The organism is Microbacterium sp. G2-16M (genome assembly GCF_055809115.1).
In genome coordinates this window covers 3,018,826-3,032,622 of record NZ_CM147897.1, presented here as the reverse complement: position 1 = coordinate 3,032,622, position 13,797 = coordinate 3,018,826, and the positions used below count along the sequence as shown (strand labels likewise).

Sequence of the window (13,797 nt, the reverse complement as noted above, 5' to 3'; positions counted from 1 at the left end):
CGAAGAGATCCGTGGGCCCGGCGCCACAGTCCGCTGGCCGGGAGACCGCAGCGATCCGGTTGGCGCGGCTGGTCTGGTCGCGCCCGGTGATCGTGGTGACGGTGCTCGTGCTCGCCGCGGTCCTCGTGCTCACCGGCATCGGGGGCGAGCGTGCGGGCCGATGGCTGGCGATCGTCTGGGTCGCCCTCGTCGTCGTCTACACCCTGGTCGGGATGGTCCGAGACGTGATGCGAGGACATGTCGGTCTCGACATCCTCGCCGTCGTGGCGATGGTGGCCACCCTCGCTGTGGACGAGTACATCGCGTCGCTGATCATCGTGCTCATGCTCTCGGGCGGCGAGGCGCTCGAGGATGTCGCCGCGCGACGCGCGAAGCGGGATCTGACCTCGCTCCTGGATCGTTCGCCCCGAGATGCGCATGTCCTCGCGGACAGGCGCGACGGGACGGGTGAGGCCGTGGCCGATGTTCCGGTGGAGGATGTCGAGGTCGGTGACCTTCTCCTGGTCCGGCCGGGCGAGGTCGTGCCCGTTGACGCGACGCTGCTGGCCGAGGAGTCCTCATTCGACGAGTCCTCGCTGACCGGTGAGAGCCTCCCAGTGACCCGCCACATCGGGGATGAAGTGCCCTCCGGAGCCGTGAACGGCGAGCGAGCCGTGCGCATCCGGGCTCTTCGGCGCAGCGGTGACAGCCAATTCCAGCAGATCGTGGCGCTCGTGCACGAGGCGGAGAAGTCCCGCGCTCCCGTGGTCCGGATCGCGGATCGTTTCGCGGTGCCGTTCACGGCCGTCTCGCTGATCCTTGCGGCGATCGCGTGGGGCCTGTCGGGCGACCCTGTCCGCTTCGCGGAGGTGCTCGTGCTGGCCACGCCATGCCCGCTGCTGATCGCCGCCCCGGTCGCGTTCCTGGCCGGGCTGTCGCGCGGTGCGAAGACCGGACTGATCATGAAGAGCGGCGCGGTCATCGAGCAGCTCGCCCGGGTGCGGGTGGCGGCATTCGACAAGACCGGCACCCTCACACGGGGACGCCCCGAGCTCGTCGATGTCCGGCCCGCGAACGGATTCGGCGCCGATGACGTGCTTCGGCTGGCCGCGTCGGCCGAGCAGTATTCCTCGCACGCCCTCGCCGCGGGGGTTCGTCAGGCCGCGATCGATCGGGGGATGCCGCTGGCCGCTTCCGCTGATGCCCGCGAGGTCGCCACCAACGGGGTCACGGCGGTGATCGAGGGGCGCACCGTCACCGTGGGCAAACCCGCCTTCATCGCCTCACTCGTCCCCGCTCTCCAGCGCACCAGCCTCGCACCCGGTCAGGCCGCGGCCTACGTGGCGATCGACGCAGCGTTCGCGGGCAGCCTCGTGCTCGCCGACGCCCCGCGCACCGAAGCCGGTGAGGTCATCGGATGGCTCAGGGAGCACGGAGTCGAACGCATCGTGATGCTGACCGGCGACGCCCGCTCCACGGCCGAGTCGATCGCGGCGGACGTGGGGATCACCGAAGTGGAGTCCGAGCTGCTCCCCGGCGAGAAGGTGCACTTCGCCGCACAGCTGCGCCCTCGCCCGGTCATGATGGTCGGCGACGGGATCAACGATGCGCCCGTGCTCGCAGCATCCGACATCGGTGTCGCGATGGGCGCGAAGGGCGCGACAGCGGCCGGCGAGGCCGCAGACATCGTCGTACTCGTCGATTCGCTTCGCCCGGTGGTCGATGCGGTCTCGATCGGGCGCCACACGCTCCGCGTCGCATTGACCTCGATCTGGATCGGGATCGCCCTCAGCATCGCGCTGATGCTCGTCGCCATGACCGGCGTCATCCCCGCCGTGACAGGAGCGCTGGTCCAGGAACTCGTCGACCTGGCGACCATCCTCTACGCGCTGCGAGCCCTCGGTCGTGGGAAATCTCCCGCGGAACGTGGCGTTCGGGTCAGCTCATTCGCTGGACGCGCCGGGTAGCCGCACACCGGCCGGGACGAGGAATCTCCTCCCGGTGATCGACCTCACCATCAGCCTGATCACGAGCGCCTTCTCGCCCGGGAACCACGAGAGCGCGTCGGGCGGGGTGGGCAGCTGGACCGCGGCGTCGGTCGCGCTCACTTCGGCGGTCGCGTGGACGATGACGCTCCAGCGCACTCGCAACGCGCCGCCGTCCACTTCCATGGCGACCCGGGGATGAGCCGCGATCGAGCGGGCCTTGCCGTCATCGGCCGACCGGATGAGGATGACTCCGCGGTCGGTCTGGAAGTTCACCGGATAGATCTCAGGATCGCCGTCCGCATCGACGAATGCCAGACGCGCCAGGGACGCGTGCCCCAACAGCCGCCAGCATTCGTCCGACGGCACCTCCTCGATGCGTACGGCGGCGCTCGATCCGGAGGCGCCCCGCGAGACCTCTTCACCTTCAGTCATCGGGACTCCTTATGGGAATCATGTTCCTCTGATCGTCCGCTGCCCGCAATCTGCGCGGCGGGTCGTTGGTCCCTGCGATTCGCAATGGGACCAATGTCACTGGCGCGCGCCCACCCGATCAGACCACGATGAGATCATGCGTGTGACCAGCGGTCTCTTGGAAGAACCATCCGTTCCAGCGGGATCAGAACGGTGAGATCTCCGAAGACCGGCCCGCGGCCTCTGGCCGCGACGGTCAGCCTCGTCCGTGCGGCAGCCGGAGAGGATATCGCTGGCGTGCTCGCCTCAGTCGGGTCAACCCCCGCGGGGCTCTCCGACATCGACGTCACCGCACGTCGCGAGCGCTTCGGGCCGAACGCGCTGCGCGAGCACCGGGCTCGCCCCCTGCGTGTGCTCGGGCGGCAGCTGCGCAGCCCGATCCTCCTCCTGTTGTGCGGGACGGCACTGGTGTCGGCGTTCGTCGGCGAGGGAATCAGCGCACTCACGATCGCTGTCATCGTCACCATCAGCGTCGGGCTGGGCTTCGTGAACGAGTTTCGTGCGGAACGATCCGCCGTCGCACTCCATGAGCGGCTGCGCCACACCGCCGTGGTACTCAGGAACGGGGCACGGAGTCGCATCGATGTGAGTGGCATCGTGCCGGGCGACGTCGTCATCCTGTCCGTGGGAGCGGTCGTTCCCGCGGATCTGCGGCTGATCGCGACCACCGGGCTGGAATGCGATGAAGGCATCGTGACGGGCGAGTCGTCTGCGGTGGCGAAGTCGACGAATGCGGTGGCCGGGGCTGCCGCCCTCGGTGATCTCACCTGTTGCGCCTTGATGGGAACGGTGGTGCAGGCCGGAAGCGGCACGGGCCTGGTGGTCGCCACCGGAGGCGACACCGAGTTCGGCCGCATCGCACTCGGGTTGGACGTGCAGGAGCCGGTCACCGAGTTCCAGCGCGGTCTGGGGCAGTTCTCGACCTTCCTCCTCATCATCGCGGTGATCCTGACCTCGTCGATCTTCGTGGCGGCGCTCCTGCTCGGGCGTCCCCTGATCGATTCGCTCCTGTTCTCGCTCGCCATCGCCGTGGGCATCACCCCGCAGCTTCTGCCCGCGGTCGTGAGCGCGAGCCTGGCGGCCGGCTCGCGCCGACTCGCACGGCAGAAAGTGCTGGTCAAACGCGTGGTCTGCATCGAGGACCTCGGAGACCTCGATCTGCTCGTCACCGACAAGACAGGGACCCTGACCACCGGGAGCATCCGCTTCGACCGTGCCCTGCCCATCGAGGGCGAAGACGCGGAGCGTCTCTCTCTCCTCGGACTGCTCGCCACCGATGCGGACCCCCTCTCTGACTCCACCATCGGCCTGAACGCCCTCGATGCGGCGCTGTGGCGCTCGTGATTGGTCCGGACGGCGAGGCTCTCGTGGTCGCGAAGGGCGCGCCCGAGTCGGTGATGCCAAGGTGCACCGACGTCGCGGATGCCGACCGGTCAGCTCTGGCATCCCTCTACCAGACCGGTGCGCGCGTCGTCGCTGTGGCCTCCCGCCGCGCGCCGACGGCAACGGTGCTGCGCGAGGAAGAGAACGACCTCACCTTGAACGGCTTCCTCGTGTTCACCGACGGGATCAAGGCCGATGCCGCGGAGTCACTGGCTCGGCTCACGGCCCTGGAAGTCCGTGTGAAGGTCGCCACCGGCGACAGCGCAGCCGTCGCGGTCCACGTGTGCGAACAGCTCGGCATGCCGGTGGAGGGCACCGTGACCGGCGATCAGATCGACGCGATGGACGATGCAGACCTGGCTCGCACCGCACCGGACGTCACCGTCTTCGCCCGTGTGTCGCCGGAGCAGAAGGCGCGCGTCATCCTGGCGCTGCGGCAGAAGGGGCGGGCGGTCGGATTCCTCGGCGACGGGGTCAACGATGCGCTCGCACTTCATCGCGCCGATGTCGGGATCTCCGTCGACTCTGCCGTGGATGTCGCAAAGGATGCGGCCGACATGATCCTGCTCGAGAAGGATCTCGGTGTACTGGCCGACGGTGTGACGGAGGGTCGGCGGATCTTCGCCAACACGATCAAGTATGTGCTGATGGGCACGTCCAGCAACTTCGGGAACATGTTCAGTGCGTCCCTCGCGTCCCTCCTGCTGCCGTTCCTGCCGATGCTGCCCGGGCAGATCCTCCTCAACAACCTCCTGTACGACTCCAGCCAGTTGGCGATTCCGACGGACAACGTCGACGCGAGCCAACTCCGGGCGCCCTCGCACTGGGACATCCCCGCTATCCGGCGGTTCATGCTGCTCTTCGGCCCGATCAGCTCACTGTTCGACTTCGCCACGTTCGGCCTGATGCTCGTCGCATTCCATGCAGCGCCGCCGGAATTCCGCTCGGGATGGTTCATCGAATCGATCGCCACGCAGACGCTCATCGTCTTCGCGGTGCGCACGCGTCGTGTGCCCTTCCTCCGAAGCCGCCCCGCGCTGCCGCTCACGCTCGGCGTCCTCGCCGTCGTCGCACTCGGCACATGGTTGCCGTATTCGCCGGCTGCCGGCTTCCTCGGATTCACACCGCTGCCCGCGCCCTTCTTTCTCGCGCTCGTTGGGATGGTGGTCGCCTACCTGGTCCTGGTCGAGCTCGCGAAGGTGCTCTACTACTCCCGACTCGAACGGCCCCGAGATGCGGCGATCCGCCGTCGCGCGTACCGACACCGCATCGCCCGCCGCGCTGCACGGTTCTCGGTGGCGACGGGGGTCAGGACTCGTCAGGCCCGCCCCGCGTCCCCTCTTGCTGTCGGCGAGGATGAACGATGAGGACCGGACAGTGTCCATGCTCGGCGCACGCCGCGCTCACGGACCCGAGCAGCAGTCCAGCGAATCCGCCGTGGCCACGGCTCCCGAGGACGAGCATCGCACTGTAGGCGCTCTCTTCGATGAGCGTCAATGCGGCCGGCCCGATGAGAACCGCTCGATTCAACGGCGGCGGCACATCGGCGAACGCGCTCTCGATGGCTGTGTCGAGGACCATCTCCGCATCGCGCTCGGGCGACCAGGAGTCGGAAAGATACGGCGAGACGAATGGATGGTACGTCCAGGTGATGGCCACGGTGAGCGGTGACCCCAATGCCGTCGCGATACGAGCCGCATAGCGCAGCGCCTCGATCGACGAAGTCGAGCCATCCACGCCGACCAACACACGGTCCCTGTCTCTGCTGTCGTCCATACCCGCCACTCTGATGTCGGGGCGGTCGCGCCAGCAGGACGAAAGTCACATCTGAGCGCCTGCCCACACCCCGAAAAGCCGCCCCTGCAGAGCTCGGCGACACCGCGCACTACCGGCTGCGCTGCGACCACGTCGGCAGCAACGGGAAGATCAGCTTCCGCCGCGCCGGCCGCATGCACCACCTCGGCGTCGGTATCGCCCACCGCGGCACACGCGTCCTCATCCTCGCCGACGAGAACACCACCACCATCGTCCACCTGAACACCGGCGAGATCATCGCCACCAACACCATCGACCCCGACCGGACATACTGGCGCAACACACAACGAGAGCCCGGCCGATGGCCGGGCTCTCATCCGTGACATATGTCGCGACTCACCAGAGACCCATGTCCCGACTCATCACTCGGTGGCGAGTGAGGGATTCGAACCCCCGAAGGCTACGCCGGCTGATTTACAGTCAGATCCCTTTGGCCGCTTGGGTAACTCGCCGAGGCGCACCCGCCCAGCTTGTACAGTCGACCGGAGGCGCGATCACCTATATTACCTGCTCCCGCACCCCTCCGTGAACAGCCCGACCGTCTCCTCCCACTCGCCGAGATTGTCGTTTGTCCGCCGAGATTGTCGTTCGTGCGCCGAGATTGTGCACAACCTCGACGAACCGAAGACAACCTCGGCGAACGGAGCACAACCTCGGCGGGAGGGGGGTCAGGTGCCGAGGCGGTCGAGGTTCATCGCCGAGGCCGAGGCCGAGCCGGGCAGGCGCAGCAGCGCCCCGTGGAAGCGGACCGTCGCCGCCGCGATCGCCATCGCCTGCTCGAGGGCCTCCTCCCATGTCGGGGCGTCGGCCGGAGCATCCCGGACCATCGAGGCGACCACGGACGCGAACACGGCGTCACCGGCGCCCATCGTGTCCACGACCCCACCCGGCGCCGCCGCGATCGGCGCATTCACCACGGTGCCACCTGTCTGCAGCACCGCACCGGCCGCACCGGCCGTGGCCAGCACGACCTCGGCTCCGTCCTCAGAGAGCTGGGTGCGCAGGATGTCGAGCTCAGACGCATACAGCAGCGAGGCATCCTCTTCGCCCACCTTCACCAGGCGCGAGCGCCCGGCCAGCGACTCGAACCCGCGGACGAACTCGGCCCGATCGCGCAGCATCCCGGCCCGCGGATTCGGATCGATCGCCAACGGACGCTCCCCCACGGCATCCGCCAGCTGCTGCACCTGCTCGGCGTCGTCGAACGGGAAGCAGCTGACCGCCGTGATCGGGGCCGCCGCGATCGCCGCCCGCTCCGCGTCGCCGAACTCGACCCGGCGCCCGCGCGCGGCCGCATTGAACTCGTACACCGGCTCACCGCCGGTGCGGGTCGACACCGCGCGGGACGACCCCCGCGGCGCCGGCGACGCGAGCAGCCCCACGCCGTAGTCGTGCAGGTACGCGCGGATGTGCTGGCCCGCCTCGTCGTCGCCGACCATCGCGATCAGCGTCGCCGGAACGCCCAGACGCACCAGGCCGACCGCGACGTTCAGCGCGGCCCCGCCGACCAGCTCGGTCACCGACGTCCCGTCGCGCAGCTCGTCGATCAGCGCATCGCCGATCACCGCAACCGGGGCAACCTGTTCCATCCCGTCAGTGTAGACAGACGGATGCCGCAGCCGCCCGAGCCGCACGGCACCCGGCCGCACGGCGCCCGAGCCGCGCGCCCTACGCCGTCGCCGGCGGCGCCACCACCCCGGGCAGCGCCCATGCCGCGAACACCGGGCCCTCGGCCGACAGCAGCACCGAGCCGTCCGCGGCCACCCCGAGCGTCGCCTCGCCGAACGCCGCCTCGGCGGCGCCCGCCCCGATCACCAGCGGCGCCGGGAGCACGACATCCACGTCCCTGCGCGCGGCCAGCACCAGCACGCTGCCCGACGCGGCCTCGCGCACGAACACCACGGTCTGATCGTCCACGTGCAGCCACCGCAGCCCGCCGGTGCGCAGCGCCTCGTGCGCGTGCCGCAGCCCGATCAGGTCGCGGTACAGCGCGATCCGCTCGGCCACCTCCGGCTCGTCGATCCGGTCCCAGGGGATCGGGGTCCGGCTCATCTCGCCGTCCACGCCGGTCAGTGCGAACTCGTCGCCGGCGAACACCACCGGCAGACCCGGCAGGGTCATCGACAGTCCCACCGCCAGCGGCACCGTGCCGGGGGCGGCGTGCGTGGCGAACCGCGCGGTGTCGTGCGTGTCCAGCGGCTGCATGCAGCCCAGCCGCACCCGCCACGGGATCTGCGCGGTGAACAGCTGCAGCTGGGCCACGAACTGACGCGCGGTGTAGCGCGGCAGGCCGGTCGGGATGCCGAAGAACCACGCGTCCGCGGTCGGCTCGGACAGCCACGCCCACACGCCGCGGGTGAACGCCGGGTAGGTCATCGCCCCGTGCCAGGCATCCCCCTGCAGATCTCCCGCCGCGTCGTTGGTCGACTCGGCCAGCAGCAGCGTGTCGGGGTTCGTCTCCACCATGGTCCGGCGCAGGATGCCGCGGACCTCGGCATTGAGGTCTTCGGCGCCGAGCCGCCCGGTCATGTTCGCGACGTCGATCCGCCAGCCATCCACGCGGTACGGCGCGTCCAGCCACTTGGCCACGACCGAGTCGGGTCCTTCGATGAAGCGGCGCCGCAGCTCGGCCGAGTTCCAGTTGAACTTGGGCAGCGACGGCACGCCGAGCCACGCCTCGTACTCGGTCTGCGCGGCATCGCGGAAGTAGTAGAGGGCGCTCTCGGGCGAGCCGGGGTGCCCGTACGCCGCCTGGAACCACTCGTGCGCGTCGCCGGAGTGATTCGAGGTGAGATCGCCCATGATGCGCATGCCGCGGCCGTGCACGGCCGCGATCAGCCGCAGGTACGCCTTATCGCCGCCGAGCAGCGGGTCGACGGTCGCGAAGCTCGACGCGTCGTACCGGTGGTTCGACCGGGCGGGGAAGATCGGCGTGTGGTAGACCAGCGTCGCCCCGAGACCCTCGATGTGGTCGAGGTGGTCGATGATCCCGTCGAGGTCTCCGCCGTAGAGCTGGTGGCTGCGCCCGGGCGGCAGCGGGTCGAGCGGGGCGTCCCAGTCCGCGGGGATCGCCCAGTCCGGCCACCGGCGATCGGATGCCGCGGCCGACCGCGCGAACCGGTCGGGGAAGATCTGGTACATCACCGCCCCGCCCAGCCATTCCGGCGGCGGGTTGCCGGCGACCAGGGCGAAGTCGACCGCGTCGAGGGCTTCGAGCCGGCTGTGCCCGCCCTGGCTGAGCGTGGAGGTCGACCCGTCGGCGTGGATGAGGTCCCACCGGTAGCCGTGCCGCGGGTTGGCGACGATGATCCGCGCCGACCACCACTGCCAGCCATCGGCGTCGCCGTCGTGGGATGCCTCGGCCCAGACCGGCTCATGGTCGGGGTTGGACCGCACCAGCGCCCGCGCGACCGGAGCGGCACCGGCCGGCACCCGCAGCCGGACCACGACCTCGTCGCCGAGGGCCGGGTCGGTGGCCGAGACGTGCAGCGGCGATCCGTCGTGGTGCGGCGTCAGGTCCATGGCATCCATTCTCCGCGCAGATCACTTCACGCTGCCGGCGGTCAGCCCGCTGACGATGTAGCGCTGCAGGGACAGGAACAGCGCCATCGGCAGGATCGCGGCAAGCACCGCGCCGGCGGCGAACACGCTCCAGTTGCGGGCGGTCTCCTGCGAGACGAACTGGTACAGCCCGACGGCGAGGGTCTGCTTGTCGGGATCGACCAGCACCACCGAGGCGATCACGAAGTCGCTCGTGGTGCCGATGAAGGCCAGCAGCCCGATCACCGCCAGGATCGGCGCGACCAGCCGCAGGATGATGGTGAAGAAGATGCGTGCGTGCCCGGCGCCGTCGATCTTGGCGGCCTCGTCGATCGAGGCGGGCACGGTGTTGAAGAACCCGTACATCAGGAACGTGTTCACCCCCAGCGCGCCGCCCAGGTAGATCATGATCAGGCCGATCTGCGAGTTCAGCCCGAGCACCGGGAAGATGTCGCCGATCGCCGACATCAGCAGGAAGATCGCGACGAATGCCAGCAGCTGCGGGAACATCTGCACCAGCAGCAGGGTGAGCAGCCCGAACCGGCGGCCCGTGAACCGCATCCGCGAGAACGCGTAGGCGGCCAGTGCGCACAGGATGACGGTGCCGACCGAGCTGGCCACGCCGATCACGATCGTGTTCAGGAACCACGCCCCGTACGGGCGGGTCGGATCGCCGAACAGGTCGAGGTAGCTGCCCAGGTCGAAGTTCTGGAACAGTCCGTTCGCGGTCAGCAGCGTGCCGCCCGGGTTCAGCGACGCCGACAGCACGTACACCAGCGGGAAGGCCGCGAACACGAGCATGACGATGCCGACCAGGTGCCGCCATCCGGTCTCGCGGAACCAGCGCGGGAACGGCCGCCGCGGCTGCGGGGCGGCCGCGGGAGCGGGAGCGGCGGCGGGAGGGGGCACGGCGGCGGCGGTCGCCGTCGCGGGAGTGGAGTTCATCGCCATGTCAGTTCAGCTCCTCGAGGACCTTGGTCTGCCGGAAGCTGAGGTACGAGATCAGCGCCACCAGCACGAAGATGATGATCGAGAACGCACTGGCCAGACCATAGTCGCGGTTCGCGCCGACGAACGCGACCTTGTAGACCATCGAGATGAGGATGTCGGTCTGGCCGACGTTGATGCTTGCGTCGGCGATGCGCGGCCCGCCGCCGGTGAGCATGTAGATCAGGTTGAAGTTGTTGAAGTTGAACGCGAACGACGAGATCAGCAGCGGCGCCACCGAGACCAGCAGCAGCGGGAACTTGATATGGCGGAAGACCTGCCACACGCTCGCGCCGTCCACCCGCCCGGCCTCTTGGATGTCGTCCGGGATCGACTGGATGGCGCCGGTGCACACCAGGAACATGTAGGGGAAGCCCAGCCACAGGTTCACGATCAGGATCGCGGCCTTGGCCAGCCACGGATCCTGCAGCCACGGAATGGATGCCCCGCCGAAGAGCACCTGGTTGATGAAGCCGAAGTCCTGGTTGAACATGCCCGCCCACACCAGCGCCGACAGGAAGCCGGGGAACGCGTACGGCAGGATCATGATCACCCGGTAGAGCTTCCTGCTGCGCATCCGCGGATCGTTGAACACGATGGCCAGGAACAGTCCGAGGACGAAGGTGGTGGCCACCGACAGGACGGCGAACACGAACGTCCAGATCAGCACCTGCAGGAACGGGCCGCGGATGGACTGATCGGTGAAGGCCCGCACGAAGTTGTCCGCACCCACCCAGACCTGCCAGCCCGGCAGCAGCTGGGTCCCGTCGTCCGCGGTGAACGCGCCGTGACCGGTGTCGCGGTAGACCGTGCCGGTCTTGGTGTCGGTCATCGTGTCGGCTGCGGCATCCCACGTCAGCGTCGACGTGAACAGGTAGGCGTTGGAGCCGTCGGTGGTCTTCAAGAAGCCGTCGTTCGGGTCGGCGTCGCGCTGGACCGACAGCGCGCCGATGGCGTCCTGGTGCTGCACGATCTGACCGAAGTCCAGGGTGGTGTAGCCGGGGGCGCCGGTGGCGCCGTCGACCGGCTCGAGCGGCTGATCGGCGCCGCCCACCTCGAACGCCCCCGTGTCGGGGTCGGTGATCAGGAAGAAGAACGAGCCGTCCCGCTCGAGCACGGTCACCGGGAAGGTGGGCGAGTCCTCGACCCGGGTCTGCGACTGCTGCAGCAGTGCGTGCACCGCGTCGTCCTTCGTCGAGACGTGCCCGGATCCGTAGTTCGTGAACGCGATGTAGATCGTGTACAGGACGACGAAGATCTGGAAGATGAACAGGAAGATCAGGCCCGGCGTGAGGTATTTGGCCGGCAGGAGCCCGGGCTTGAGATAGACGAAGTTGACCAGGCCCGCGATCACGGCGATGACCAGCGGCATCAGCCACTGGCCCTGCCCGATCAGCACGAGCATCGCGTAGACGGCGAGGGCGTCGATCACACCGAGCAGCACGATCTTGGTCAGCCACACCTTCCAGCCGGCGCTCGCCGCCTCGGCGTGCGCGGCCGCGCGGGTGCGGCGGCGGACGGTCGCGACGTCCGGCTTATCGCGTTCGTCCTGGAGGATGGGACCTGTCATCGTCGACTCCTGTCGTGCGGGGCGCGTCAGCGACCGGGTGGGGGCGGAGCCGGTCCGGCCCCGCCCCCACCGGGTGCGCTACTTGAGCTTGGCCTCGATGTTCGAGGTCATCTTCTGCCAGCTCGAGGTCGGGTCGGCACCCTTGATGATGGCGGCCTCGGTCTTGCCCCAGTCATCCCACACCGAACCCATCTGCGGGATCGACGGCATCGGCACGGCGTTCTCGCCGACCTTGCCGAAGCCGGCGATGATCGGGTCGGACTGCGCGGCCTGGTACGCGGTGGTCAGTGCCGGCGGACGGCCGCCGGCCTTGTACAGCGCGGTCTGCACCGGGTCGGTGGCGATGTAGTTGACCAGGAAGTCGGTCGCCGACAGGGCGTTCTTCGACTTGGCGCTCAGGAAGAACGTCTGCACGCCCGCGAACGGCGCGGCGGTCTTGCCGCCGGCCGACGGGATCGGGTCGACCGAGACGTCGATGCCCTTGGCCTGCGCGTCGGCCACGTTCCAGGGACCGGTCAGCAGGTACGGCGCGTCGCCGGCCAGGAAGGCCTCCTTGGCGATGTCCTGCGAGAGGTTCAGGTTGATCACCTTGGTGCCCTTGGCGCCCTGCGATCCGAGCCAGGCGGCGAAGGCGTCGCCGGCCGAGTCGCCGATCGTGAGCTTCGAGGCGTCGTACGAGCCGTCTGCGTTCTGGGCGAACACCGAGTTGCCGAACGAGGTCTGGAACGGGTACAGGTGGTACGGATCGGCCGCCTGCGGGTCCAGGCCCACGACGAACGGGTACTTGGTGCCGGCCTTCTTGCCGGCGGCGATCATCGCGTCGAACGTGGCCGGGGTGGAGTCGACCAGCTTGGTGTTGCGCAGGATCGCGATGTTCTCGATGGCGTACGGCAGCCCGTAGGTCTTGCCGTCGTAGGTGACCGCCTGCAGCGCGACCTTCTCGAACTGGGACGCCTTGTCGCCGAGCTCGATCGGGGCGATGATGCCGTCCTGCACGAAACCACCGGTCCAGTCGTGACCGCCGATCGTCAGGTCGGGGCCCTTGCCGGTGGGCACCTGCGCGGTGAAGTCCTGCTGGATCTTGCCGTAGTCCTTGACGACCAGGTCGACCTTGATGCCCTTGTCCTTCTGGAACTCGGCGGCGACGTCCTTCAGGGCGCGGGCCCGGTCGGCGTCGACCCAGACGGTCAGGGTGCCGGCGCTCGTCTTCTTGGGCTCGTTCGCGGCCTGTCCGGCGCAGCCGGCCAAGCCGAGCATGCTCCCGGCGATCAGCGCCGCAATGGCGATGGCGCCCTTCTTGTTCACCTTCATCGGTGTGTGCCTCTCTGGAATCGGTGGGCAGGCCTCGAAGGGCCCCGCCCAGGATGCGCTCGCATTGCAAGCGCTTACATTGTCACCCAGGATGCTGCTTCCCACAATCCCGCAGGATGGCCGATACCATCTCGTGATCTTGTCGGCGCCATTGGAAGCGCTTCCATGGCGTCAGGCGTACGGCCGTCGCCGCCGGCGGGCGGGCTCGTTAGACTCGTCGTCATGGCTGACTCATCCTTCGACATCGTCTCCAAGGTCGATCATCAGGAGGCGGACAACGCCCTGAACCAGGCCCGCAAAGAGGTCGAGCAACGGTATGACTTCAAGGGCACCGGTGCGTCGATCGAGTGGAGCGGCGAGCAGATCCTGATCAAGGCGAGCACCGAGGAGCGCGCGGCGGCGGTGCTGGACGTGTTCCAGTCCAAGCTGATCAAACGCGGCATCTCGCTGAAGAGCCTCGAGTCGGGCGAGCCCGAGGCCAGCGGCAAGGAGTTCCGCATCACGTCCAGCCTGAAGGACGGCATCGCGCAGGAGAACGCGAAGAAGATCAGCAAGATCATCCGCGACGAGGCCCCGCGCGGGGTCAAGTCGCAGATCCAGGGCGACGAACTGCGCGTGCAGTCCAAGAGCCGGGACGATCTGCAGGAGGTCATCCGGCTGCTGAAGGCCGCGGATCTGGACGTCGACCTGCAGTTCATCAACTACCGCTGACGCCGACACACCGCTCGCGCAAGACCCTCATCGCCCTCGCCG

Annotated in this window: 12 protein-coding genes and 1 tRNA gene; 5 read left to right on the top strand and 8 right to left on the bottom strand. The window is 68.6% G+C overall.

Annotation, left to right across the window (positions count from 1 at the left end; genetic code table 11):
• Window positions 1–53 precede the first annotated feature (53 nt).
• Window positions 54–1,946, top strand: a complete 1,893-nt coding sequence (locus AC0L6F_RS14295) for a heavy metal translocating P-type ATPase (protein WP_473540011.1) — start codon at window positions 54–56, stop codon at window positions 1,944–1,946.
• Here the strand turns inward: AC0L6F_RS14295 and AC0L6F_RS14290 are convergent.
• Window positions 1,923–2,399, bottom strand: a complete 477-nt coding sequence (locus AC0L6F_RS14290) for a pyridoxamine 5'-phosphate oxidase family protein (RefSeq protein WP_259611371.1) — start codon at window positions 2,397–2,399, stop codon at window positions 1,923–1,925. The two genes, AC0L6F_RS14295 and AC0L6F_RS14290, sit on opposite strands and share 24 nt — an antisense overlap.
• A 276-nt stretch (window positions 2,400–2,675) precedes the next feature.
• Here AC0L6F_RS14290 and AC0L6F_RS14285 point away from each other — a divergent pair, with 276 nt between their 5' ends.
• Together AC0L6F_RS14285 and AC0L6F_RS14280 are read left to right on the top strand one after the other, a co-directional pair.
• Window positions 2,676–3,782: an HAD-IC family P-type ATPase gene (locus AC0L6F_RS14285; protein WP_473538392.1), complete on the top strand. Its 1,107-nt coding sequence runs from the start codon at window positions 2,676–2,678 to the stop codon at window positions 3,780–3,782.
• Window positions 3,770–5,188 carry an HAD-IC family P-type ATPase gene (locus AC0L6F_RS14280; RefSeq protein ID WP_473538390.1) on the top strand — a complete coding sequence of 473 codons (1,419 nt, stop codon included), beginning with the start codon at window positions 3,770–3,772 and terminating at the stop codon, window positions 5,186–5,188. Before AC0L6F_RS14285 ends, AC0L6F_RS14280 begins: the two co-directional genes overlap by 13 nt.
• On the opposite strand, the gene AC0L6F_RS14275 is transcribed toward AC0L6F_RS14280, so the two are convergent.
• Window positions 5,130–5,597 (bottom strand): universal stress protein, encoded by a 468-nt coding sequence (locus AC0L6F_RS14275; protein ID WP_274637241.1) that lies wholly within the window; start codon window positions 5,595–5,597, stop codon window positions 5,130–5,132. The two genes, AC0L6F_RS14280 and AC0L6F_RS14275, sit on opposite strands and share 59 nt — an antisense overlap.
• Before the next feature lie 173 nt (window positions 5,598–5,770).
• Here AC0L6F_RS14275 and AC0L6F_RS14270 point away from each other — a divergent pair, with 173 nt between their 5' ends.
• Window positions 5,771–5,959, top strand: a complete 189-nt coding sequence (locus AC0L6F_RS14270; RefSeq protein WP_473538389.1) for a hypothetical protein — start codon at window positions 5,771–5,773, stop codon at window positions 5,957–5,959.
• Window positions 5,960–6,006: 47 nt separating this feature from the next.
• Here AC0L6F_RS14270 and AC0L6F_RS14265 read toward each other — a convergent pair.
• The 6 genes from AC0L6F_RS14265 to AC0L6F_RS14240 all read right to left on the bottom strand — a co-directional run bounded on the left by AC0L6F_RS14265 (window position 6,007) and on the right by AC0L6F_RS14240 (window position 13,044).
• Window positions 6,007–6,088: transfer RNA gene (locus tag AC0L6F_RS14265), tRNA-Tyr, on the bottom strand.
• A gap of 216 nt (window positions 6,089–6,304) precedes the next feature.
• The gene (locus AC0L6F_RS14260; protein WP_473538388.1) at window positions 6,305–7,225 is read right to left on the bottom strand and encodes a PfkB family carbohydrate kinase; all 921 of its coding nucleotides are present in this window, start codon (window positions 7,223–7,225) and stop codon (window positions 6,305–6,307) included.
• A 79-nt stretch (window positions 7,226–7,304) separates the two neighbouring features.
• A complete protein-coding gene (locus tag AC0L6F_RS14255; protein ID WP_473538387.1) occupies window positions 7,305–9,158 on the bottom strand; it encodes a glycoside hydrolase family 13 protein in 1,854 nt (617 codons plus the stop codon).
• 21 nt (window positions 9,159–9,179) lie between these two features.
• Window positions 9,180–10,127: a sugar ABC transporter permease gene (locus AC0L6F_RS14250; protein WP_473538386.1), complete on the bottom strand. Its 948-nt coding sequence runs from the start codon at window positions 10,125–10,127 to the stop codon at window positions 9,180–9,182.
• A gap of 1 nt (window position 10,128) precedes the next feature.
• Window positions 10,129–11,733 (bottom strand): ABC transporter permease subunit, encoded by a 1,605-nt coding sequence (locus AC0L6F_RS14245; protein WP_473538385.1) that lies wholly within the window; start codon window positions 11,731–11,733, stop codon window positions 10,129–10,131.
• A 78-nt stretch (window positions 11,734–11,811) separates the two neighbouring features.
• Window positions 11,812–13,044: a sugar ABC transporter substrate-binding protein gene (locus AC0L6F_RS14240; protein WP_259611363.1), complete on the bottom strand. Its 1,233-nt coding sequence runs from the start codon at window positions 13,042–13,044 to the stop codon at window positions 11,812–11,814.
• Window positions 13,045–13,266: 222 nt separating this feature from the next.
• Between AC0L6F_RS14240 and AC0L6F_RS14235 the strand changes: the two genes are divergently transcribed.
• Entirely contained in the window at window positions 13,267–13,755 is a 489-nt protein-coding gene (locus tag AC0L6F_RS14235) for a YajQ family cyclic di-GMP-binding protein (protein WP_259611362.1), read from the top strand.
• Window positions 13,756–13,797: the final 42 nt, after the last annotated feature.